At 73.6% G+C, this 20,566-nt stretch carries 26 protein-coding genes; 12 read left to right on the top strand and 14 right to left on the bottom strand.

Annotation, left to right across the window (positions count from 1 at the left end; all coding sequences use genetic code 11):
* The first annotated feature begins 126 nt into the window (after positions 1-126).
* Positions 127-1,716 carry a phytoene desaturase family protein gene (locus tag BM093_RS13325; protein ID WP_093342314.1) on the top strand — a complete coding sequence of 530 codons (1,590 nt, stop codon included), beginning with the start codon at positions 127-129 and terminating at the stop codon, positions 1,714-1,716.
* Positions 1,717-1,722: 6 nt separating this feature from the next.
* Here the strand turns inward: BM093_RS13325 and BM093_RS13320 are convergent, their stop codons facing one another.
* Positions 1,723-2,175, bottom strand: a complete 453-nt coding sequence (locus tag BM093_RS13320) for an SRPBCC family protein (RefSeq protein WP_093342310.1) — start codon at positions 2,173-2,175, stop codon at positions 1,723-1,725.
* A 130-nt stretch (positions 2,176-2,305) separates the two neighbouring features.
* Here BM093_RS13320 and BM093_RS13315 point away from each other — a divergent pair, with 130 nt between their 5' ends.
* On the top strand, positions 2,306-3,157 hold the full coding sequence (locus BM093_RS13315) for a PIG-L deacetylase family protein (protein ID WP_093342307.1): 852 nt from the start codon (positions 2,306-2,308) through the stop codon (positions 3,155-3,157).
* Positions 3,085-3,558, top strand: coding sequence for a methyltransferase (locus BM093_RS35915; RefSeq protein WP_245773499.1), 474 nt, complete (start codon positions 3,085-3,087; stop codon positions 3,556-3,558). Before BM093_RS13315 ends, BM093_RS35915 begins: the two co-directional genes overlap by 73 nt.
* 9 nt (positions 3,559-3,567) lie before the next feature.
* Here BM093_RS35915 and BM093_RS35085 read toward each other — a convergent pair whose 3' ends face one another.
* Positions 3,568-3,762 carry a VOC family protein gene (locus BM093_RS35085; RefSeq protein ID WP_143105368.1) on the bottom strand — a complete coding sequence of 65 codons (195 nt, stop codon included), beginning with the start codon at positions 3,760-3,762 and terminating at the stop codon, positions 3,568-3,570.
* A gap of 173 nt (positions 3,763-3,935) precedes the next feature.
* Between BM093_RS35085 and BM093_RS13305 the strand changes: the two genes are divergently transcribed.
* On the top strand, positions 3,936-5,780 hold the full coding sequence (locus BM093_RS13305) for a glycoside hydrolase family 15 protein (RefSeq protein ID WP_093342304.1): 1,845 nt from the start codon (positions 3,936-3,938) through the stop codon (positions 5,778-5,780).
* Positions 5,781-5,860: 80 nt separating this feature from the next.
* Positions 5,861-6,667 (top strand): SAM-dependent methyltransferase, encoded by an 807-nt coding sequence (locus tag BM093_RS13300; RefSeq protein WP_342742993.1) that lies wholly within the window; start codon positions 5,861-5,863, stop codon positions 6,665-6,667.
* A gap of 29 nt (positions 6,668-6,696) precedes the next feature.
* On the opposite strand, the gene BM093_RS13295 is transcribed toward BM093_RS13300, so the two are convergent.
* The 3 genes from BM093_RS13295 to BM093_RS13285 form a co-directional block, all read right to left on the bottom strand.
* Positions 6,697-7,050: a carboxymuconolactone decarboxylase family protein gene (locus BM093_RS13295; protein WP_093342301.1), complete on the bottom strand. Its 354-nt coding sequence runs from the start codon at positions 7,048-7,050 to the stop codon at positions 6,697-6,699.
* A gap of 153 nt (positions 7,051-7,203) precedes the next feature.
* Positions 7,204-7,407 (bottom strand): hypothetical protein, encoded by a 204-nt coding sequence (locus BM093_RS13290; RefSeq protein ID WP_093342298.1) that lies wholly within the window; start codon positions 7,405-7,407, stop codon positions 7,204-7,206.
* Positions 7,408-7,451: 44 nt separating this feature from the next.
* Positions 7,452-7,883, bottom strand: coding sequence for a hypothetical protein (locus BM093_RS13285; protein WP_093342295.1), 432 nt, complete (start codon positions 7,881-7,883; stop codon positions 7,452-7,454).
* 400 nt (positions 7,884-8,283) lie between these two features.
* On the opposite strand from BM093_RS13285, the gene BM093_RS13280 reads away from it, so the two are divergent.
* Positions 8,284-9,198, top strand: coding sequence for a slipin family protein (locus tag BM093_RS13280; RefSeq protein ID WP_093342292.1), 915 nt, complete (start codon positions 8,284-8,286; stop codon positions 9,196-9,198).
* Between the two features lie 32 nt (positions 9,199-9,230).
* Here BM093_RS13280 and BM093_RS13275 read toward each other — a convergent pair whose 3' ends face one another.
* From BM093_RS13275 to fdxA, 3 genes are read right to left on the bottom strand one after another with little or no spacing between them, the layout of a single operon-like run.
* Positions 9,231-9,611, bottom strand: a complete 381-nt coding sequence (locus BM093_RS13275) for a cupin domain-containing protein (protein ID WP_093342289.1) — start codon at positions 9,609-9,611, stop codon at positions 9,231-9,233.
* A 2-nt stretch (positions 9,612-9,613) separates the two neighbouring features.
* Positions 9,614-10,264 carry a DUF2249 domain-containing protein gene (locus BM093_RS13270; protein ID WP_093342286.1) on the bottom strand — a complete coding sequence of 217 codons (651 nt, stop codon included), beginning with the start codon at positions 10,262-10,264 and terminating at the stop codon, positions 9,614-9,616.
* Between the two features lie 41 nt (positions 10,265-10,305).
* Positions 10,306-10,665 (bottom strand): ferredoxin, encoded by a 360-nt coding sequence (fdxA, locus tag BM093_RS13265; RefSeq protein WP_093342282.1) that lies wholly within the window; start codon positions 10,663-10,665, stop codon positions 10,306-10,308.
* A 185-nt stretch (positions 10,666-10,850) separates the two neighbouring features.
* Here fdxA and BM093_RS13260 point away from each other — a divergent pair, with 185 nt between their 5' ends.
* Entirely contained in the window at positions 10,851-11,552 is a 702-nt protein-coding gene (locus BM093_RS13260) for a helix-turn-helix transcriptional regulator (protein ID WP_093342278.1), read from the top strand.
* A 21-nt stretch (positions 11,553-11,573) separates the two neighbouring features.
* Here BM093_RS13260 and BM093_RS13255 read toward each other — a convergent pair whose 3' ends face one another.
* Positions 11,574-12,620, bottom strand: a complete 1,047-nt coding sequence (locus tag BM093_RS13255; RefSeq protein WP_177238452.1) for a MerR family transcriptional regulator — start codon at positions 12,618-12,620, stop codon at positions 11,574-11,576.
* A gap of 105 nt (positions 12,621-12,725) precedes the next feature.
* Here BM093_RS13255 and BM093_RS13250 point away from each other — a divergent pair, with 105 nt between their 5' ends.
* The gene (locus tag BM093_RS13250; protein ID WP_342742992.1) at positions 12,726-12,986 is read left to right on the top strand and encodes a WhiB family transcriptional regulator; all 261 of its coding nucleotides are present in this window, start codon (positions 12,726-12,728) and stop codon (positions 12,984-12,986) included.
* Between the two features lie 448 nt (positions 12,987-13,434).
* Here BM093_RS13250 and BM093_RS13245 read toward each other — a convergent pair whose 3' ends face one another.
* The 4 genes from BM093_RS13245 to BM093_RS13230 form a co-directional block, all read right to left on the bottom strand.
* Positions 13,435-14,295: a class I SAM-dependent methyltransferase gene (locus tag BM093_RS13245; RefSeq protein WP_093342270.1), complete on the bottom strand. Its 861-nt coding sequence runs from the start codon at positions 14,293-14,295 to the stop codon at positions 13,435-13,437.
* A complete protein-coding gene (locus tag BM093_RS13240) occupies positions 14,292-15,014 on the bottom strand; it encodes a GAF and ANTAR domain-containing protein (protein ID WP_177238451.1) in 723 nt (240 codons plus the stop codon). The genes BM093_RS13245 and BM093_RS13240 overlap by 4 nt, the downstream gene beginning before the upstream one ends.
* A gap of 67 nt (positions 15,015-15,081) precedes the next feature.
* Positions 15,082-16,440 (bottom strand): cryptochrome/photolyase family protein, encoded by a 1,359-nt coding sequence (locus tag BM093_RS13235; protein ID WP_093342262.1) that lies wholly within the window; start codon positions 16,438-16,440, stop codon positions 15,082-15,084.
* Between the two features lie 134 nt (positions 16,441-16,574).
* Positions 16,575-16,751: a CsbD family protein gene (locus BM093_RS13230; protein WP_093342259.1), complete on the bottom strand. Its 177-nt coding sequence runs from the start codon at positions 16,749-16,751 to the stop codon at positions 16,575-16,577.
* Positions 16,752-16,947: 196 nt separating this feature from the next.
* Here BM093_RS13230 and BM093_RS13225 point away from each other — a divergent pair, with 196 nt between their 5' ends.
* The 3 genes from BM093_RS13225 to BM093_RS13215 are packed head-to-tail and all read left to right on the top strand — an operon-like array spanning position 16,948 to position 19,363.
* A complete protein-coding gene (locus BM093_RS13225; RefSeq protein ID WP_093342256.1) occupies positions 16,948-17,523 on the top strand; it encodes a hemerythrin domain-containing protein in 576 nt (191 codons plus the stop codon).
* A 42-nt stretch (positions 17,524-17,565) separates the two neighbouring features.
* Positions 17,566-18,609: a phosphotransferase gene (locus BM093_RS13220; RefSeq protein WP_093342254.1), complete on the top strand. Its 1,044-nt coding sequence runs from the start codon at positions 17,566-17,568 to the stop codon at positions 18,607-18,609.
* Between the two features lie 16 nt (positions 18,610-18,625).
* On the top strand, positions 18,626-19,363 hold the full coding sequence (locus BM093_RS13215) for an HAD family hydrolase (RefSeq protein WP_093342251.1): 738 nt from the start codon (positions 18,626-18,628) through the stop codon (positions 19,361-19,363).
* A 69-nt stretch (positions 19,364-19,432) separates the two neighbouring features.
* Here the strand turns inward: BM093_RS13215 and BM093_RS35910 are convergent, their stop codons facing one another.
* A complete protein-coding gene (locus BM093_RS35910) occupies positions 19,433-19,645 on the bottom strand; it encodes a hypothetical protein (protein ID WP_177238450.1) in 213 nt (70 codons plus the stop codon).
* A 112-nt stretch (positions 19,646-19,757) separates the two neighbouring features.
* Here BM093_RS35910 and BM093_RS13210 point away from each other — a divergent pair, with 112 nt between their 5' ends.
* The gene (locus BM093_RS13210; RefSeq protein WP_177238449.1) at positions 19,758-20,516 is read left to right on the top strand and encodes an ANTAR domain-containing protein; all 759 of its coding nucleotides are present in this window, start codon (positions 19,758-19,760) and stop codon (positions 20,514-20,516) included.
* Positions 20,517-20,566 lie beyond the last annotated feature (50 nt).

Raw genomic sequence — 20,566 nt, 5'->3', positions numbered from 1 at the left:
CGCACGCTCCGCTCCCGCAGCCCCGGCGACGTGTGCCGGCCCGGGCCACGGGTAGGCCGCCGGGGTGCTTCGCAGCCCCCGCTCCGGCAGGGTGATCGGGGTGGACGACCCACGGGGAGGACAGCGATGACCGAGCACGTCGACGCCGTGGTGGTCGGGGCCGGGCACAACGGCCTGGTCGCCGCGAACCTGCTCGCCGACGCGGGCTGGGAGGTCCTGGTCTGCGAGGCGGCCGAGGCACCGGGCGGGGCCGTCCGCTCGGCGGAGATCACCGCGCCCGGCTTCGTCAGCGACCTGGCCAGCGCGTTCCACCCGCTGGGCGCGGCGTCGCCGGTGCTGCGCGAGCTGGACCTGGCTGCCCACGGGCTGCAGTGGCGGCACGCACCGGCCGTCGTCGCCCACCCCACGCTCGACGGCCGGTGCGCCGTGCTGCACCGCTCGGTCGACGACACCGCCGCGGCGCTGGACCGGGACCACCCCGGCGACGGGGACGCCTGGCGCTCGCTGGCCGCGGACTGGGACCGGATCGGCACCGACGTCGTCGAGGCGGCGCTGCGGCCGTTCCCCCCGGTCCGTCCGGCGACCCGGCTGTGGCGCCGGCTCGGCACCGGCGACACGCTGCGCCTGGCGCGGATGCTGGTGCAGCCGGTCGCGCGGATGGCGCACGAGCGGTTCGGGGGGTCCGAGGCGGCGCTGCTGCTGGCCGGCAACGCCGCGCACACCGACCTCGGCCCGGACTCGGCCGCGAGCACCGCCTACGGATGGCTGCTGGCGATGATCGGCCAGCAGCTCGGCTTCCCGGTGCCGGCCGGCGGGTCGGGCGCGCTCACCGACGCACTCGTCGCCCGGCTCGCGAGCCGCGGCGGCCGCCTCGACTGCGACCGGCCGATCCGCTCGGTGACCGTCGAGCGTGGCCGCGCGACCGGTGTGCTCGACGCCCACGGCGGCCTTGTGCGGGCCCGCCGGGCCGTGCTGGCCGACGTCGACGCGCCCCGGCTGTACCGGGACCTGGTCGGTGAGGAGCACCTGCCGGCCCGCTTCGTCGCCGACCTCGACCGGTTCCACTGGGACTTCTCCACCGTGAAGCTGGACTGGGCGCTGGACGGTCCGGTGCCGTGGACCGCCGAGGGTGCGCGCTCGGCCGGGACCGTGCACCTGGGCGCCGACGTCGACGGGCTGCGCCGCTACGCCGCCGACCTCACCGCCGGGCGCCTGCCCTCCGACGCCTTCCTGCTGTTCGGGCAGATGACGACCGCCGACCCGGACCGCTCCCCGCCCGGGACCGAGTCGGCGTGGGCCTACACCCACGTCCCGCGCGGGCTCGGCTGGGGCCGCGACGACGTGCTGCGCTGGGCCGACCGGATGCAGCAGGTCGTGGAGGAGCACGCGCCCGGGTTCGGGTCGCTGGTCCGGGCCCGGGTCGTGTCGGGTCCGGCCGACCTGCAGGCCCGCGACGGCAACCTCGTCGACGGCGCCATCACCGGCGGCACCAGCGCCCCGCACCAGCAGCTGGTGTTCCGGCCCGTCCCCGGGCTCGGCCGGGCGGACACGCCGGTGCCGGGGTTGTTCCTGTCCGGGGCGTCGGCCCACCCGGGCGGGGCGGTGCACGGCGGCCCGGGCGCCAACGCGGCCCGGGCCGCGCTGGCCGCCGGCGGGCGGGCCGGGCCGCTGTACCGGGGTGCGGTGCGCTTCGCCCACCGCAGGCTCTACGGCTGAACCGGGTCAGCCGGGGTCCGGCTTCTCCGGCCGGCCACGCGCGATCGCGGCGAGCCGGGCCAGGCTCTCGGTGTTGCGCCACTGCAGCAGTGGTGTGCGCAGCGGGGCCGGCACCCACTGGCCCGGCCCGGACACGGCGTCCTCGTGCATCCGGACCAGCGTCCCGTCCCGGTCGGGCTCGAGCTCCAGCCGGACCCGGGCCGCTCCGAGCGGCCAGGCGTGGGCGAGCAGCTGCAGCACCCGCCGCGGCTCGTAGCGCTCGACCTCCGTGCGGTCCTCGATCATCGTCGGCCACGCACCGACGCTGTGCCGGATGTAGGCACCGGGGTGCGGCCAGTCCGGCGACACCTCCCGGATGTGCACCGCGCCGACCACCCAGAGCCCGAACACCCAGCCGTCGGCCAGCGCCCGGTCGACGTCCTCGGGGCGGGCGTCCATCCGCCGGGTCACCTCTGCCACACGTACTCCTCCCACTCGCGAACGGATCCGTCGCACTCCTACCCGGACCGCGACGGTCCACGCCCACCCGCGGGTTTGCCACGCCGACCGCCGGTGACACGGCCCGGGACACCGCGACCGAGGAGGTGGGATGGGCCCCCGGCACTCCGCCGACGTCTGGGAGGACGCGGCCGACGCGCTCGCCGTCCGGCAGCTCGACCCGGCCGTGTTCCGACGGCTGGTCGTCGTCGCGGCACATCCCGCCGACGACACGCTCGGAGCGGGCGGTCTGCTCCGCGCGGTCGCCGCCGCAGGCGGGACGGTGGACCTGGTGCTCGCCGGCGCCGGCGCGGCGGCGCAGGCCCGGCAGGACCGGACCGAGGTGGACGACGCGCTGGCCGCGCTCGACGTGCCGGCCACCGTGCACCGGCTCGGCATGCCGGACTCCGCGCCCGACGAGCAGGAGCTGGCCACGGCCCTGGCCCCGCTGCTGACCGGCGCCGACGCCTGGGCCGGTCCGTGGCGCGACGACCCGCACCCCGACCACGCCGCCGTCGGGCGCGCCTGCCGTACCGCGGCGCCGGTGACCGCACACGGGTTCGGCTTCCCGATCCGGGCGCGCACCCGGCTCGACCCGACCGATCCGTCCGTGCCCTGGGACCGCGGGTACCGGCTGGTCCTCTCCGAGACCGACCGCGCCGCAAGATCCGGGCCGTCGCCGCGCACACCTCCCGGACCACCGTCCCGCCGGGGGCCACCCACGCCGTCCTGTCCCCCGCCACGCTCGAGCACTTCCACGGCTCCCGGGAGATCTACTTCCGGGAGCCGCCCGAGTCCGGTGCACCGGCGGAGCTGTTCGCCGAGCGCTACCGCGGCGGCGCGGACCCGTGGCGAGTACGCAGCTGCTGGTACGAGCGTCGCAAGCGCGACCTGCTGCTCGCCGCCCTGCCCCGCGAGCACTACCGGCTGGGCGCCGAGCCGGGGTGCGGTCCGGGCGCGCTGACCCGGGAGCTGGCCGGACGGTGCCGGCGGCTGGTGGCGAGCGACGTCGTCGCCGAGGCGGTCGCCGCGACGACCGCGGCCACCGCCGGCAGCCCGGGCACGGAGGTCCACCGCTCCGATGTGGACGATGCCGCCGCGGTCCCGGACGGCGCCGACCTCGTCGTGCTGTGCGACGTGCTCCACCACCTCCTCCCGGCCCGGATCGACGCCGTCCTCGACCGGGTCGCCGGCTCCGTGCCCGCCGGCGGGGACGTCGTCGTGGCGCACCGGCTGCAGTGGCCGGCCGAGGCCCCCACCGACGCCCGCGCCGTGCACCGCCGGGTGTGCGGGGACGACCGGTTCACCACCGTGGTCGAGCACGTCGACGACGACCTCCTGCTGCACGTGGTGCGCCGACGCTGACGCGGGCCGTCAGGTGCCGCCGCCGACGCCGATCTCGTTGCCGTCCGGGTCGCGGTAGAGCGCCTTGCGCACACCGTTGCCGTAGGTCTCGCTGGTCGTGGGCCGAATGCCGCGCCGGGCCGCCGCGTCGACGAACGCGTCGAGATCATCGAGGTCGCCCACGAACAGCGTGACCCGCGAGCGCCCGGCGTGCGGTGGGTGCAGCTCGACGTAGAGGTGGCGGTGCGGCGCGAGGGTCCAGACGCGCTCGGTGTCGTTCGAGGGCCGATCGCCACTGGTCCCGGCCGCGTCCGGCCGTCACCGTGGACCTCCGGCAACGGTCCCGACGGGAATCCGCGCAGGTATCGCGACGGCGCCGGCGTGGAGGTGAGCCCGGAATGGACCACGGTGTCCGCGACGACACGCGCTACCAGCCCATCGAGGATCACGGCGTCGTCGGTGACCTGCACACCGTCGCGCTGGTCGGCAAGGACGGCTCGGTCGACCTCATGTCGTTCCCGGGCTTCGACTCGCCGACGATCTTCGCCGCGCTGCTCGACCACGACCGCGGCGGTCGCTTCCGGATCGCGCCGGAACTGGCCGGGCCGGCGCAGAAGCAGCTGTACCTGCCCGACACCAACGTCCTCCTCACGCGTTGGCTGTCCGCGGCGGGCGTCGCCGAGGTGTCGGACTTCATGCCGGTCGGCACCGACCTGCCCGACCACCCGCGGGTGCTGGTACGGCGGGTCAAGTGCGTCCGCGGGCAGGTCACGTTCGACCTGTGCTGTGCTCCGCGCTTCGACTACGGCCGCGCGGGGCACACCGCGCACGCCCGCGAGCGCCAGATCTACTTCACCGCCCGGGACGCGGCCGGTACCGCGGTGCGGCTGCACCACGAGGTGCCGCTCGAGGTGCGCGGGGACGACGCCGTGGGCCGGTTCACCCTCGCGGCCGGGGAGACGGCGGCGTTCGTCCTCGAGGAGGCGACCGGTGGCCTGGAGTCGGTCGTCGGGCCGGACTCGGTGAGCCGCTGGTTCAAGGACACCGTCAACTTCTGGCGCCACTGGATCGGCCGGTCGCGCTACTCGGGGCGCTGGAGCGAGATCGTCAACCGGTCGGCGCTCGTGCTCAAGCTACTGGTCAGCCGGACGCACGGCTCGCTCGTCGCCGCGCCGACCTTCGCGCTGCCCGAGCAGCCCGGCGGAGAACGCAACTGGGACTACCGCTACACCTGGATCCGCGACGCCTCCTTCACCCTCTACGCGCTGATGCGGCTCGGGTACACCGAGGAGGCCGGTGCGTTCATGCGGTGGATCGCCGACCGGTGCACGGAGCTCGGCGCGGACGAGCCGATGCAGATCATGTACGGCCACGACGGGCGCCGGGTGCTCACCGAGGAGACGTTGCCCCACCTGGAGGGCTACCGCGGCTCCGCGCCGGTGCGGATCGGCAACGGCGCCTACGACCAGCTGCAGCTCGACATCTACGGCGAGCTGATGGACGCGGTCTACCTCTACAACAAGTACGGCGAGCTGATCCCCTCGGGGCTCTGGGACGACCTCGTCCGGCTCGTCGACCACGTCTGCGCGCACTGGCGGCGACCGGACGAGGGCATCTGGGAGGTCCGCGGCGGCCGGCAGGAGTTCCTGTACTCGCGGCTGATGTGCTGGGTCGCCGTCGACCGCGCGATCCGGCTCGGCGACCGGCGCTCGTTCCCGTACCCACGGCAGCGCTGGCACGACGTCCGGGACGACCTCTACCGGGAGATCTTCACCGAGTTCTGGGACCCGCAGCGCGAGACCTTCGTGCAGTACAAGGGTTCGGGCACCGTCGACGCGTCCAGCCTGCTGATGCCGCTGATGCGCTTCGTCAGCCCGACCGACCCGCGGTGGCGCAGCACGCTGGCCGCGATCACCGCCGACCTGGTCGACGACTCGCTGGTCCGGCGCTACCGCCAGTCGGACGGGGCGGCCGACGGCTTCACCGGGGAGGAGGGCACGTTCTCCGTCTGCTCGTTCTGGTACTGCGAGGTCGTGGCCCGCTCCGGTGACGTGCAGAAGGCGCGCCTGCTGTTCGAGAAGATGCTCGGCTACGCCAACCACCTCGGCCTCTACGCCGAGGAGCTGGGTCCGCACGGCGAGCACCTCGGCAACTTCCCGCAGGCGTTCACCCACCTCGGGCTGATCAGCGCCGCGTACGCGATCGATCGCAGGCTCTCCGACGACTCCGGCTGGGTCGGGTGAGACGCACCGTTGGTGAGATGCACCCTTGGCGAGAGGGACCCGCATGACCGGGGCCCGCCCGCGTCGGTGATGCTGCAGGGGTGGATGTGGCGGACCCGCACGGAGCGGAAGCGGTACCGAACCTCGCCCGGATGTACGACTACTACCTCGGCGGCTCGCACAACTTCGCCGTGGACCGCGCGGCCGCGGACCGCGCCCTGCGCACGGTCCCGCACGCCCGGACGTTCGCGCTGGCCAACCGGGCCTTCCTCGGCCGGGTGGTGCGCGCGCTGGTCGCCGACGGGATCGACCAGTTCCTCGACCTCGGGTCCGGGGTCCCGACGGTCGGCAACGTCCACGAGATCGCGCAGGCCGCCGACCCGGCCGCGCGGGTGGCCTATGTGGACATCGAGCCGGTCGCGGTCGGGGTCGCGGGCCAGGTGCTGGCCGACAACCCGAACGCCACGATCACCCACGCCGACATCCGGGACCCGGCGGCCGTGCTCGCCGCCCCCGGCGTGGCGGACCTGCTGGACCTCGACCGGCCGGTGGCGGTGCTGGCCATCGCGATCCTGCACGCGCTCCCGGACGCCGACGACCCCGCCGGCATCCTCGCCGCCTACCGCGACGCCTGCGCCCCGGGCAGCCACCTCGCCGTGTCCCACCTGGCCGCGACCAGCTTCTCCGCCGACCAGCAGAAGGTCGTGCGGGAGGTGCTCGACGAGACGCCGACCCCGGTCACCCTGCGCACCCGCGAGCAGCTCACCGAGATGCTCGCCGGCTACGAGATCCTCGAACCGGGGGTGTGCCTGCTCCCGGCGTGGCGGCCCGACGACACGGGCACCACGGCCGCCGACGACGCCGACTCCAACGGCTACGGCGCCCTCGCCCGGCTTTCCGCCCGCTGAGCGCCGGTGGCGACCCGGGCCGCGGACGGCTACGGGTGCCGGTGGTTCCCTGGGCTCGTCTCCCCCAGCGCGTGCAGCGCCAGGGTCGAGTGGGCGTAGGCGCCGCCCGCCCGCATCTCCGCCGCGACCCAGATCGCCTCCATGACCTCCTCGGCGCTCGCGCCCTTGCGGTGCGCGAGCTTCGTGTGCCCGGTGATGCAGTAGGGGCACTGCGTGACGTGCGCGACGGCCACCGCGATCAGCTGCTTGGTCTTCTCCGGCAACGCGCCCTCGGCGAAGACGGCACGGCTGAAGTTCTCGAAGGCCTCGTTGATGTCGGGGGCCAGCTCCGCCCGGCGGGCGCCGAGCTCGCGGGTCGCCTTCGGGTACGTGTCGTCGGGCATCGGTACTCCCTCCGTCCGGACGCTGCGTCAGCGCCCCGGGGTCGGTGTCTCGGGGTCGGCTTCTCGGGCTCGGCTACTCGGGGCCACTGCCTCGGGGCCAGGACTCGGGGGCCAGGGACTCGGACTCAGTGCCTCGGAGCCAGCGCCTCGGGGTCAGTGCCTCGGACTCGTCTCCCGGCGCCAGGGCGTGGGAACCCGGAGCCGGAGGCCACACGGCTCCCGGTCGAACGGCTCGGCGCCGCGGGCGCGCTGGGCGTCGATCGCCGCGGCGAGCCCGAGACCGAGCCGATGGCCGTCGGCCGGGAAACCCCTCGGCACCCGGCGCAGGCCGCGCAGCACACGCTCGATGACGGTCATGCTTCCTCCCGGTCTCGTGCCACGGATACGGCCCAGGGACGCGGTCACGGCGACGCCGTCCGCAGCCGCACCCGTGGCGGGCGTGCGGCCGCCCGGCGGGCCACCTCGGACCCGGTCAGGGCGCGGGGGCCGGCCAGCAGCACGGTGCCGAGCACCAGACCGGCGACCGCGGTGCTCGCCCGGTCCCGGCGACGCCGGCGAGCTCGGACGACCGGTGTCGTCCGGGCGACCGCGACCGTCTCGAGCGGGACCGCGTCGCCCGGGACAGCGTCGTGCGGGACGGCGTCACCCGGGACAGCGTCGCCCGCGACAGTGTCGTGCGGGACAGCGTTGCCCGTGACAGCGTTGCCCGGGGCAGCATCGAGGGAGACGGGCCCGCTCGCGAACGCCTCGAACGAGCGGGTCAGCTCCGGGGCGTCCAGCAGCAGCCCGCGTTCGATCTCGGCCAGTAGCCCGCGTTCGCGATCATCGAGCATGAGCCACCCCCTGCGCGCACCACGGCCCCTCGTCGGGCCTTCTCCAATTTATATCGCAACACGATATAAATTGCGACGACGTGCGACCCGCCATCCGGCAGCCCGACGCCACCGCTCACCGGTTCCGTGAATGCGCACCCGATCGCGCGAGCGCCTACCGGAATCGGTGAGCGTCGACAGACCCGCCTCGGCGGGCATGCCTGACCGCCACGATTTATATCGTGACACGATATAACGTGCTACGATGCGTGCAGATCGCACCCGGCATATCCGCTGGTCATCCAGCCGGAAGCGCTCATCGACACCCTCCGGCGCGATCGTCCGTCGATGCGACGGGACGGGCCGACACGGACCCCGAGGGCCCCTCCGGCCATGGCGACGAGAGCATGCGGAGGGCGACATGATCATCACTCTCGTGGTGGCGCTCGCGATCGCGGTCCTGCTGGTGGCCGGGTCCTCGGTCCGGATCATCACCCAGTACGAGCGGGGTGTGGTGTTCCGGTTCGGCCGGGTCCTGCCCGAGCCCCGCGGCCCAGGGCTGGCGCTGCTCGTCCCGGTCGCCGACCGGCTGCACAAGGTCACCATGCAGGTCGTGACGATGCCGGTGCCCGCCCAGGCCGGGATCACCGCCGACAACGTCACCGTCACCGTCGACGCGGTCGTCTACTTCCGGGTCATCGACCCGGTCAAGGTCGTCGTGGACGTACAGGACTACGTCCACGCCATCGGCCAGGTCGCGCAGGCCTCGCTGCGCTCGATCATCGGCAGGAGCGACCTGGACGACCTGCTGTCCAACCGGGAGCGCCTCAACCAGGGGCTCGAGCTGATGATCGACAGTCCGGCACTGGGCTGGGGCGTGCACATCGACCGCGTCGAGATCAAGGACGTCGCGCTGCCGGAGTCGATGAAACGCTCGATGTCCCGGCAGGCCGAGTCCGAACGCGAACGCCGCTCCCGGGTGATCACCGCTCAGGGCGAGCTGCAGGCCTCGCAGAAGCTGGCCGAGGCCGCCGAGGTGATGAGCGAACATCCCGCGGCGCTCCAGCTCCGCCTGCTGCAGACCGTGGTCGAGGTCGCGGCCGAGCGGAACTCGACCCTCGTCCTGCCCTTCCCGGTGGAGCTGCTGCGCTTCCTCGAACGGGCCACCCCCGGTGATGTCGCCACCGGCACCACTCCCGCACCACCCGCACACGACGCCGGTCCGGCGCCGCAGCAGGAGGCTGCAGGTGAACCGGCCCCCGCTCCGCTGCACACCGCTGCGGGACGGGAGCGCTCGGAGCACGCAGCGAGCAACGGCGCCCGGGCCGGATGCTAGGCCCCACCCGGGGCGGATCGACGGCCCCGACCTCACCCGGCAGACTGTTCGGGCCAGTCGCGCATGCCGGCGAGGAAGTCGGTCGGCCCCGCCGCGACCAGGACCTCGGCCGGCGCGTCGCCGGGGTTGGTCAGCGACACCGTCTCGTCCTTGCGCACGAGCAGGGAGTCGCCGGGCTCGACGTCGACCGACTCACCGGCGTCGGCGACCCGGATCCGGCCGGTCACGACGGTGAGGACGACGTCCGACCCGCCGTGCGAGTGGGCCGGCATACCGCCACCGGGTGGCACGTGCGCCCGGACCAGTCCGACGTCCGGCCCGCCCTCGTCACCACCGAAGACGACGGTGACGACCGGGCCGTCCGGGATCGGAGGCTTCCGCACCAGTCCGTCGGTCTTCCTGCAGAGCTCCATGATCACGACTCCGTGCCGCGTCGGGAACTGCTGACCGGGGCCTCCAGGACGAGCGCCTGCCGGCGCCGGTGCACCGTCAGGTAGCGGAGTCCGTCGGGTCCCGCCGTGAACGCGCGGCGCGAGCCGCGGGGCAGCCAGAGCAGCGTGCCCGCCTCCAGCTCGACCGTCCCGAGTTCGGTGGTCAGCTCGCCCGATCCGGCCAGGACGTGGACGAGCACGTCGAGGTCGGGGCCGGTGTGGGCGGCGATGGCCCCCTCGGGCGGGAGCGCGATGACGTTCGAGTCCAGGTCGCGCTCGGAGACCTCGAGCTTCCACACGGCACCACTCACGTCCGGGGCGGCGGCGTCCGCGCCGAGCGCGTCGGTACGGGTGAGGACCCGGGGCAGCGGCGTGGAGGCCAGCTTGGTGATCCGGATGCGCCAGTCCCGCGGCTCCCGGTTGAGGTACTCCCAGCCGTAGCCGCCCGGGTGGTCGGTCTCGAACTCGTCACGCAGGTGCCGCGGGTCGTGGTCGTTGACGAGCACGAACGATCCGCCGACCGGCAGCGCGGCGTACCTGGAGAAGATCGTCGGGTGCTTCTCCGGCTTCCGCAGTGGACGGACGTCGAGTTCGTCCTCCACGTCGGCGGGGTGCAGGGATCCCGGGGTGGACATGTCCGTACCTCCTGATCACCGGCCGGGCCTCCGGCCGTCGGTCATCGTCGTGCGTCGTCGAGCGGGTGCGCGGGCAGGGCCGCGACCAGCGGGGTGTCGGCCGGGACCGGACCGAGCCGGGCGGCGCCGCCGGGACCGCCCAGCGGGGTCTCGCGGCCGGGGAGGCCCTCGGTGAAGAAGGCGGCGTTGTCGGCGGTGTGCGCCACCCACTGCTCGGGGACGTCGTCCTCGTAGTAGATCGCCTCGACCGGGCACACCGGCTCGCACGCACCACAGTCGACGCACTCGTCGGGGTGGATGTAGAGCGCGCGCCCGCCCTCGTAGATGCAGTCGACCGGGCACTCGTCCACGCACGCGCGGTCCAGGACGTCCACGCACGGCAGTGCGATCACGTAGGCCATGGCCCCTCCCCCTGTTACGGCGTCCTCTGTTTAACACAAGATGATTGTGAAAAACCAGAGACCGTTGCCGCTGGCCGCACGGCGGCCGACATGCCTGTTCACAGGCATTCAACAGCCACCGAAGGGCGCCGCCGGAGGTGCTTCCTTCTTGTTTTCACGACGATCGGCCGGAGATACTGGCGGGCATGACCGACGGCCTGATGGACCCGTCCCCGGCACGCCCGGCTCCGGACCGGCGGGCCGAGGTGCTGGCACGCCTGCGGGAGTCGGCGGGCACCGTGGGCACCTCCCGGATCGCCGAGTGGACCGGTCTGCACGTGAACACCGCACGCTTCCATCTCGACGGCCTGGTGCGGGACGGCCTGGCCGAGCGCGTCACCGAGCAGCGACACTCCCCCGGCCGCCCCCGCGTCCTCTACCGGGCGGTGACCGGGCACCCCGACACGCGCGGCTACCGCTGGCTGGCCGAGATGCTCACCGGGCTGGTGTCCACACTGGATGATGCCGGGCCGGCCGCGGCCGAGGCCGGCCGGAGATGGGGAGGCCACCTCGTCGAGCGGTCGGCGCCGTACGAACGGGTCGGCGTCGACGACGCGCTGGCCCGGCTGGAGCAGATGCTCGACACGGCGGGGTTCCGGCCCGAGCTCCGCGTGGACGACGACGACCCGCAGGTGCGGCTGCGGCACTGCCCGTTCGGCGAGGTCGCGGCCCAGCATCCCGACGTCGTGTGCCGGCTGCACCTGGGGCTGATGCAGGGTGCGCTGGCCGAGCAGCCTGCACCTGTCGAGGTCCGCTCGCTCGACCCGCTCGTCGAGCCCGGGCTGTGCGTGGCGCGGCTGCACCTGGGGCCGCCCGATCCCGCCACCCGGTCACCCGGCGGACTCTGAGCATCCGCCCGCCCGGCCGGGTCAGGGCGCGGCCGGCGAGCGGTCACCGACCCCGGCGGACATCACCCGCCGGGCCACACGGAGCGCGCCCTCGAGCGACTCCACCCGCTCGACGCCGTCCGGCAACCGCCGCGCGGCCCAGCCGGGGCCCGCCGCGGCCACGGGGGCGTGCGGTTCCAGGCGGGCGATCCGGCCCGGCCGGGCGGTGCGTCCGGTCTGGGCCCAGACGAACAGCACCGCGGTCGACGCGTGCCGGGCGGCGTGGTCGATCGCCGGCCAGGGCACGGACGGACCGAGCACGCGCACCGGCAGCCCCTCCTCCGGCAGGGCCGCGGCCAGGGCCTCCATCGCGAGGGTGTGCTGCTCGCCCTCGGCGCACGCCAGCAGGGCCCGCGGTCCGGGCGCGGAACGCGGGGGCAGCGCCCGCGGCCGGCGCAGGCAGCTGGAGATCGCCCAGGTCAGGACGCATTCGGCGTCGATGCAGGCCAGCGGGTCCTCGTCCGGGTCCGCCGGGGGCGGGCCGGGCCGAGGACCGTCCGCTGCCGTCGGCGGCGGCCCCGTGCGGGCGAGCGCCGGGCGGCACAGCTCGTTCCAGGTGACCGCGCTCCCCTGGCCGGTGATGCTCTCGGCGACGATCGACATGATCGACTCGGCGTCGAGGCGGCGGGCCGCGGTGACCAGCGCATCGACGGGGTGGTCCGCGGCCTGCCGCATGGGCGGCGCCGGCCGGGCCGGGGACGGGCGGGGCCGGATCGCCGTCTCCGGTGGGGTCTCCCGGGCCAGCTGCGCCGCCGTGCCCATGGGCATCCCCTGGCCACGCAGCCGGCACATGGTCACGAACACCGCGACGTCGGCGTCGGTGAAGCGGCGGTGCCGGCCCGCCTCGTGCCCGCGCGGGCCGATGCCGTACCGGGCGCTCCAGCTGCGCAGGGTCGCCGGCGACACCCCGAGGTGACGGGCGACCGCCGCCGCCGTCCAGGCCGGGCCCCGCTCCGGTGCCGCACCGGCCGGCCCGCCGGTGCCGGACCGGTCGCCGGTCGGCGGGACGGGGTCCGGGCGCAAGCTCACACGCGCCATCGTCGCCCATCACCGCTCTCGTGTCGCGCCGTCGCGCTGCCGATTTGCCACGGTTGTGCAACGCTTTGTGGGCACCCGACACGGAAGGAGGTCCGGATGGCGTCCATCGTTCGGCTGCCCCTCCCGATCGACCGGCACTGGGACTGGCAGCGGTGGGCCGCGTGCCGCGGCATGGATCAGTCCGCGTTCTTCCACCCTCCCGGCGAGCGCGGAGCACCGTTGCGGGCACGCGAGGAACGGGCCAAGGAGATCTGCGCCGGGTGCCCGGTGCGCGAGCAGTGCCTGGAGCACTCGCTGAGCGTCGAGGAGGACTACGGCACCTGGGCGGGCTGGGCGAGCGGGAGCGCCGCGCCCTGATCCTGCAACGCCGCCGCGCCCGGCGCGGCCCGATGACAGCAACGGAATCCGACGCGCCCGGGCCCTGACCGGCATCCGGCGGTGACGGACCCATCCCGCTGTTCCTGCTCTCCGGCGTCCTCAACTCGGTGCTGGTCAACACCGAGTTCAACCCGCTCGGGTTCCGGATGCCCGACGTGGTGTTCAGCCTGGTCGTCGGGCTGCTCCTGCTCGTGCTCGGCGCCTACGGACGGTTCACCGGACGCCTGCCCGACGACAGCCCCTACCGTCGCAGGACCCGAGGCCGAGCGGGCCGTGGCGGCCGGTGGCGGCACCGACCGGCAGCGGCACGTCCTGTCCCGCGTCGACGCCGAACGCGACCCGGAGCGTCGGCCGGCGCTGTGGCGGCGGATGACCGCCGGGTGAGCGCGACGGACGAGACCCGCGCGCGACGGGCGGCCGACTCGGCTCACCGCCGGCGCGCCCGGACCAGCCAGGCCGCCGAGTCGTAGACGACACCCCGGTCACCCCGGTGCCGGTCGAGGTCGGCACGCAGTGCCTCGAGGGCGCGGGCGCGGCGGCCGGGGCCCAGCTCGTCGAGCATCCCCGCCTGCTGGCCGGCGACGAAGCGCAGCGCGTCCTCGGTGTCCGGGCCGATGTACATCGACTCACGTACCCCGTCGAGCTGCACGTCGGTGAAGCCGGCGGCGTCCAGGATTCCCCGGACCCGCCCGGGGTCGCTGAGCGCGAACGGGCTGGGCGCGTCCGACGGCGGCACGGGCACCGGGCCCCCGTCGGCGAGCACCGTGACGAAGCTGCTCAGCCATTCCTGCTGGTCGAAGGGTTGCCAGGTCAGCAGCACCAGGCGCCCGTCCGGCCGCAGGGCCCGTCCGATGTTGGTGAACGCCGCGACCGGGTCGCCGAAGAACATCGCACCGTGCCGGCTGATGGCGATGTCGGCAGCGCCGTCGGGGAAACGGTGGACCTGGGCGTCGGCCTGCTCGAACGACACGTTCGGGACGCCCTCGAACTCCGCCCGGCGACGGGCGAGCTCGACCATTCCGGCCGAGAGGTCCACCCCCAGCGCGCTCCCCGACGACGCCGCACGGGCGGCGTCGCGGGTCGTCTGCCCCGTCCCGCACCCGACGTCGAGCACGTGCGCGGTCTCCCCGATCGCCGCGGCGGCCCGGAACGGGGCGCGGTAGGCGGCGACGCCCTCGTCGAACCGGTCCGCGTTCGCGGTCCAGAAGTCCCCGCCGGGGCCGTCCCAGCTGTCCGCCTGCCTCCGGTTCGACGGGTCGACGGGTGCTGCGGCTCCCCCGCCGGTCATGGCCGGCCCGCCAGGTCGCCAGGGATCCCGCCGGCCTCGACGATCACGCCGGCCACGTCGCGGAGCTTGCGGTTGAGCCGCTGCGAGACGTCGACGAGGAACTCGAACGCCCGGTTCTGGGACAGGTTCTCCCCACGCATCAGGATGCCGATCGCGATCCCGATCCGGCGGCTGTTCTCCAGCGCGGCCTCCAGGTTCTCGCCGTGCTCGCGCGAGCGGGCCGAGGCCATGGCGATCGCGGCGTGCGCGGCCAGGATCGTGCCGATGGCGCGCGAGTGCGCATCGAAAGCGTTCGGCCGGGTGGCGTAGAGGTCCAGCGCCCCCGTCGTGTCCTCGGAGGTGAACAGCCGGAACGAGAGCATGCTGGCGACCGGGAACTCCTCACCGACCCGGGCGGCGAAACGGGGCCAGCGCTCATCCCGGCGCAGGTCGTCGATCTGATAGACGGCGTGGTCGGTGATCGCACTCAGGCAGGGGCCCTCGCCGAGCTCGTTCTGGATCACGTGGATGCGGTCGGCGACCTCGTCGGTGGCAGCCACCGTGGTGACCGTGCCGTTGCGGCGGACCAGGGAGACGCCGGCGTGGTCGCAGCCGGGGACCTGCTCGACCGCACGGCGGGTGATCACGAGCCGGGTCGTCTCGGGATCGGCAGCGGAGTCCAGCTCCCGCGCGATGGTGGCGAACACGTCCGCGAGGCGCTCGGGTTCAGGCACCGACATTTCCGTGACGCTAACGCCGGTCATGACGGGTGTCGACCGGGTGATCGCCGACCGACGGCCGCGCCGCTCACCGGCCGCGGGCGGCGCGGAACCGCTCGGCGGCCTCGGAGAGATCGACGAGGCGCTCCGGGTAGTCGATCGCTCGGCGCTGTTGCGGGTCGAGGCGCCACGGCTCGTGGACCTCGGGCACGGCGAGCCCGGCCAGTTCGGGCACGTACCGCCGGACGTAGGCGCCCTGCGGATCCAGACGCGCGGCCTGGCGCAACGGGTTCAGCACCCGGTTCGGCCGGGTGTCGGTACCGGTCCCGGCGACCCACTGCCAGTTCATCTGGTTGTTCGCGAGGTCGCCGTCTACGAGGAGGTCCAGGAAGTGCTGCGCGCCGAGGCGCCAGTCCACGTACAGGGTCTTGGTCAGGAAGCTGCCCACGATCAACCGCGCGCGGTTGTGCATCCAGCCCTCGCGGGCGAGCTGGCGCATCCCGGCGTCGACGATCGGGTAGCCGGTGCAGCCCTCCTTCCACGCGTCGAAGGCCTGGTCGTCGTGGCGCCAGCGGTCCCCACGGGACCGGTAGTCGTGCCGGGCCGCGTCCGGGCGGGCGGCGAGCACCTGGTGGTGGAAGTCGCGCCAGGCGACCTGGCGGACGAAGGCCCGGGCTCCGGGCGAGTCGTCCCGCGTCGCACGCTGTACCAGCTCGACCGGGGACAGGCACCCGAAGTGCAGGTACGGCGAGAGCCGGGACGTGTCGTCCGCGGCGAGCTCGTCCTGGCGGTCGGCGTAGCCGGCGATCCCGTCGTTCAGCCAGCGCTTCATCCGGCGCCGCCCCTCGGTCTCACCGCCCGGTGCGAGCTCGGGCGAGGTGGCGCCCCGGCAGATCTCGGCGCCGTCGGGCAGCTCACCGGCGCGGATCCGGGGCAGCGTCAGCCGCTGCGGGGCGTCGTGGACCGCGCGCAGCGGTCGCTCCGCCCACTGCCGGTGGTACGGCGTGAACACCGCGAAGTGGTCCCGGCCGTTCGGGGTGACCACCCCGGGTTCGACGACGGTGACCACCGACTCGTGCACCACGAGCGACCGCCGGCCGAGGTCGCGTCGCAGCTGCTCCAGGCGGGTACGGGTGAGCCCGCTGACGTCGGAGGCCACGTGGACCTCGACGGCGTCGGTCTCCTCGGCGACCCGTGCGACCTCCTCGACCCACCGTCCGCGGCGCACCACGAGTCCGCCGCCGCGCTCGCGCAGCGACTCGTGCAGGTCGCCCAGGGCGTCGGCGAGGAACCGCGCCCGGTTCGGCGCGTTGTAGGCCGACGAGGTGATGCGCTCGTCCAGGACGAACAGCGGCACGACCCGATCGGCGGCGGCGAGCGCGGCCGTCAACACCGGGTTGTCGTGCACGCGCACGTTGCGGGTGATCACCGCGACCGCGGTCGGCATGGAACTCCCTCGGTGTCCTCGCCCGACGCCCCTCACCGCTGCATCCGCGGCGTACGACGCGCTCGAACTCGTTGCCGCGCAGCGATCCGGGAGGAGTCCGGCCACGCCCGACTCCTACCCGGACCGGCCACGGCTCAGCGGTTCTTCCCGAAGGCGTCCTTGATCTTCTCTCCGGCCTGCTTGAGGTTGCCCTTGACCTGGTCGCCCTTGCCCTGGGTCTCGAGTTCCTCGTCGCCGGTGACCTCGCCGACGGTCTCCTTCGCCTTGCCCTTGAGTTCCTCGGTCTTGTTCTCGGTCCGCTCGTCGGCCACTGTCGTCTCCTCCCAGTTTCTCGGTCGTGGACGATCCCGGGCTCCGGGCCTACCCGCGCTCAGCAGCCGGAAAACGAACCGGGCTCGGCACGATCTCCAGCACGGCTGTCGGCACCGCGGGGCCGTGCAGCGCGGTTTGCCCTCCACCCGGCACGGGTACGGCGGGCATCCCGAACACGTGACGAGGAGCTGAACCGTGGCACACGCACCGACCGGAACCGCCGGCGACGTCGTCGACGAGCTGACCAGGGACCATCACGAAGCACTGGAGACCCTCGCCCGGGTCACCGACGGCACGCTGCCGATGCCGGAACGCCGGAACACGGTCGACACCGTCATCGGTGAGGTCGTCCGTCACTCGGTGGCCGAGGAGATGTATGTCTACCCCGTCATGCGCGACCAGTTCGACGACGGTGGCGAGATCGTCGACCACGACGCCGACGAGCACGCCCAGCTCGAACGGGTGATGAAGGAACTCGAGAAGACCGACCCCGGCGACAGCCGGTTCGACACCCTGGTGAGCCGGATGATTGACGCCCTGCGCCACCACGCCCAGGAGGAGGAGAACGAGCAGTTCCCCCGGCTGCGCGCGCACGTCGACCCGGAGACCCTGCAGAAGATGCGCGATCAGGTCGACACGGCCAAGAAGATCGCCCCGACCCGCCCGCACCCCGACGCCCCCAACTCGGAGGTGTTCCACAAGCTGGCCGGCCCCGGTGTAGGCATGATCGACCGCATGCGCGACCGGCTCGCCGGCAGCCTCGGCAGCTGACGCCCCGGCGTGACGGACGTCGTCCCTGGCGCCGGGCCACCGATGATCGTCGGACGGTACCTGGGGGAGCTCGCTGCAGGAGACCCCCTGCAGCGGCTACTCGGTGACGTCGCGGTCGGCCGCCTCGGAGCGCGCGAGCCGGACGGCTTCTCGGTGTTCGGGCTGCCAGGGACGAACGAGATCTACGCCTACGAGGGTCGCGCGTCGGGCGCCCGGATCGTCTGCAAGTTCTTCGGCACCCGTTACGGCGGCGACGTCGAACTCGCGGTCCGGGCGGCCCGGCGCGAACAGCAGGCGCTGCACGGCCTGCGCGAGGCGGGGTTGTGCGGCTCACCGCACCACGTCGTGTGCCCCTACGGCGTCGAGCCGGCCCTCAACTGCGTCCTGGCCCTGGAGTACTACGACGGCGAACGGCTCAGCGAGGTCATCGACCGGGCCCGCGAGCACCGCGACGTACCGCATCTGCTCCGGCGGCTGGAAGCGCTGGCCTTCTTCCTGGCCACCCAGCACATCCGCACGGCGACCGAGGAGCCGGTGAACTTCGACGTCGACTGTGCCTACCTGGACGTGTTGGTGGGGACGGTGCGCGACACCGGCCGGATCGGGCAGTGGGACGTCGACGAGCTGTCCTGGCTGCGTGACCTCTGGCGCGTGCGGCCGCGGATGTGGCAGGACCGGCAGGTGTGGCTGCACGGCGACGCGACACCGGCGAACTTCCTGTTCGGCGAGGGGCTCGATGTCGCCGCGATCGACCTGGAACGGTGCCGTCGCGGCGACCGGCTGTTCGACGTCGGACGGATCGCCGGCGAGCTCCGGCACGCGTTCCTCCAGGACGCCGACGACTCCCCCGACGCAGCCGACCTGCACGACACCGACGAACGTGACCGGGCGGCGTGCATCGGGCACTTCCTGCGGTCCTACTGCCGTCACTTCCCGGACGAGGAGGCGATGTGCGCGGAGCTCACCACCCGGATGCCCTACTACATGGCGTGCACGCTGCTGCGGGTCGCCCGCAACAGCTACATCCACGGCGAGCACGCCGCCAGGCTGGTCGACCACGCCAAGCAGCTGCTGCGCACGCCCTGACCCGGGGGGAGGCCACGTGACCGTTCGAGCCGTCCTGTTCGACGTCAACGGCACCCTGGTGGACATCCACACCGACGAGCACCGCGACCGCATCTACCGCGTCATCAGCCACGTACTCGCCTACTCCGGCATCGACCTGCCCCGGCGCCGGCTGCGGACGGTCTACTTCGACACCCTCGACGAGCTACGCGACCGCGTGCCGGAGGCCTACCCCGAGTTCGACGCCGTCGCCGTCTGGCGCACCATCATCGAACGCCACACGAGCGCCTGCGCCCGCACACTCCCCGCCGAGCGGCACGAGCAGCTGCCACGGTTCCTCACCGAGCTGCACCGCAGCCTCGCCCGTCGTCGCCTGCGCCGGCAGCCGCACGTACGCACGGTCCTCGGCGAGCTACGCACCCGCCACCGGCTCGGCATCGTCACCGACGGTCAGGTTCCCTATGCCCGCCCGGAGCTCGCCGAGCTGGGCCTGCTCGACTACTTCGACTCCGTCGTGGTCTCCGGCGAGCACGGCTTCCGCAAACCGGACCGGCGTCTGTTCAGCACCGCCCTCGACGCCCTCCGGGTGGCCCCCGAACACGCCGTCTACATCGGCAACGATCACTTCCGCGACATCCACGGTGCCCGCCGAGCCGGGCTGCGGACGGTGCTCTACACCCCGGACGACGACGCCGTCACCGTCGGGTGTGCATGCGTCTGCGCCCCCGACCACGTCATCACCGATCACCGTCAGCTCGCCGGCCTCCTGGAGTGACCGGGCGTGGAGCGTGCCACTCCAGTGAACCCCGGATGGTCGTCGGGAGGACGACGGCGCTCGACCGCGCTACGACGTCGCAGCCCGGGCGTTGGCGTCCGCCAGCTCGGCCGGCCTGGTGAGCATGGGCCCGTGGCCGGCGTCGATCTCGACGACGGCACCGGTGTGGCCGGCGAACCCGCGCTGCAGCGCCGGGGAGAACGACTTGTCGAGGGACGGGCGTCCACCGTTCACGCACGCCCGCTCGTCCCGGCGGGCCGCCGGCTCATCGAGGCTCGTCACGCCCGGCACGGAGACGAGTTCGTCCGTACGCTCGGTGGCGCGATCGGTGCCCGGTTCGACTCCTCGGCGGCCGCATCCGCCTCGGCCGTCTGTCGAAGGGAGCCCGAGATCGATGGTGTCCCCCCACGATCGGTTGGTCGCCGGGCTCCGGACCGCGGCCCACGACTTCATGGCGGATCGACCCGCCGACGGTTCCCACCAGGGCCTGCGGCAGGTCCTGACCGCCGCCGTCGAGACCGTTCCGGGAGTCGACGTCGGCGGCATCTCCATCACCCGGCGCAACTCGATCACCTCGCGGGCGATCACCAGTGACGACGTCCGGACGCTCAACGACCTGCAGGCCCGGTTGCACGAGGGCCCGTGCTTCAGCGCGGTCGAGGAACCCCCCGCTGACGGGGTCCTCGTCGCCCAGGACCTGGCCCGGCCACCCGACACCGGCCGCTGGCCGCAGTTCACCGCGCGCGCCGTCGAACTCGGCTACCGATCACTGCTCTCGACCGAGCTGTCGCTGGGCCGGGGCCGCCGCGTCGGGATGACCCTGTACTCGCACACACCGGCGGTCTTCGACGACACCGCACGCACCCTCGCGGGGATCTCGGCCGTGCAGGCGGCACTGGTCCTCTACGGCACCGACCGGGCTGCGCACCTGCAGCACGCGGTCGACAGTCGCGACCTGATCGGCCAGGCGAAGGGCATCCTCATGGAACGCTTCGGTGTCGACGCCGACGCGGGGTTCCGCATGTTGGTCCGCGCCTCGCAGGACACCAACATGAAGCTGGTCGACGTGGCCCGCGTCGTCGCCGAGGACCGCGGTCTGCACCACGATGGTCAGGGCGACACACCCGGGGGCGCCGTCGCAGCCGACACCTAGCGTGCAGGTATGGGCCGCCGCAGGTGCGGGTAGCTGCACAGGATGGCCGA

This window comes from Pseudonocardia ammonioxydans (assembly GCF_900115005.1).
Classification (GTDB): domain Bacteria; phylum Actinomycetota; class Actinomycetes; order Mycobacteriales; family Pseudonocardiaceae; genus Pseudonocardia; species Pseudonocardia ammonioxydans.
This window is presented reverse-complemented; position numbering and strand designations above follow the sequence as displayed.

Bases quoted from the DNA above. Each gene is read 5' to 3' on its own strand.
- BM093_RS13220 (WP_093342254.1), top strand. From the start codon at position 17,566: ATGATCGTCGGACGGTACCTGGGGGAGCTCGCTGCAGGAGACCCCCTG.
- BM093_RS13235 (WP_093342262.1), bottom strand. From the start codon at position 16,440: ATGCCGACCGCGGTCGCGGTGATCACCCGCAACGTGCGCGTGCACGAC.
- BM093_RS13305 (WP_093342304.1), top strand. From the start codon at position 3,936: ATGGACCACGGTGTCCGCGACGACACGCGCTACCAGCCCATCGAGGAT.
- BM093_RS13260 (WP_093342278.1), top strand. From the start codon at position 10,851: ATGACCGACGGCCTGATGGACCCGTCCCCGGCACGCCCGGCTCCGGAC.
- BM093_RS13250 (WP_342742992.1), top strand. From the start codon at position 12,726: ATGGCGTCCATCGTTCGGCTGCCCCTCCCGATCGACCGGCACTGGGAC.
- BM093_RS13210 (WP_177238449.1), top strand. From the start codon at position 19,758: ATGGTGTCCCCCCACGATCGGTTGGTCGCCGGGCTCCGGACCGCGGCC.
- fdxA (WP_093342282.1), bottom strand. From the start codon at position 10,665: ATGGCCTACGTGATCGCACTGCCGTGCGTGGACGTCCTGGACCGCGCG.
- BM093_RS13285 (WP_093342295.1), bottom strand. From the start codon at position 7,883: ATGCTCGATGATCGCGAACGCGGGCTACTGGCCGAGATCGAACGCGGG.
- BM093_RS13295 (WP_093342301.1), bottom strand. From the start codon at position 7,050: ATGCCCGACGACACGTACCCGAAGGCGACCCGCGAGCTCGGCGCCCGC.
- BM093_RS13280 (WP_093342292.1), top strand. From the start codon at position 8,284: ATGATCATCACTCTCGTGGTGGCGCTCGCGATCGCGGTCCTGCTGGTG.
- BM093_RS13240 (WP_177238451.1), bottom strand. From the start codon at position 15,014: ATGTCGGTGCCTGAACCCGAGCGCCTCGCGGACGTGTTCGCCACCATC.
- BM093_RS13315 (WP_093342307.1), top strand. From the start codon at position 2,306: ATGGGCCCCCGGCACTCCGCCGACGTCTGGGAGGACGCGGCCGACGCG.
- BM093_RS13245 (WP_093342270.1), bottom strand. From the start codon at position 14,295: ATGACCGGCGGGGGAGCCGCAGCACCCGTCGACCCGTCGAACCGGAGG.
- BM093_RS13325 (WP_093342314.1), top strand. From the start codon at position 127: ATGACCGAGCACGTCGACGCCGTGGTGGTCGGGGCCGGGCACAACGGC.
- BM093_RS13290 (WP_093342298.1), bottom strand. From the start codon at position 7,407: ATGACCGTCATCGAGCGTGTGCTGCGCGGCCTGCGCCGGGTGCCGAGG.
- BM093_RS13270 (WP_093342286.1), bottom strand. From the start codon at position 10,264: ATGTCCACCCCGGGATCCCTGCACCCCGCCGACGTGGAGGACGAACTC.
- BM093_RS13275 (WP_093342289.1), bottom strand. From the start codon at position 9,611: ATGGAGCTCTGCAGGAAGACCGACGGACTGGTGCGGAAGCCTCCGATC.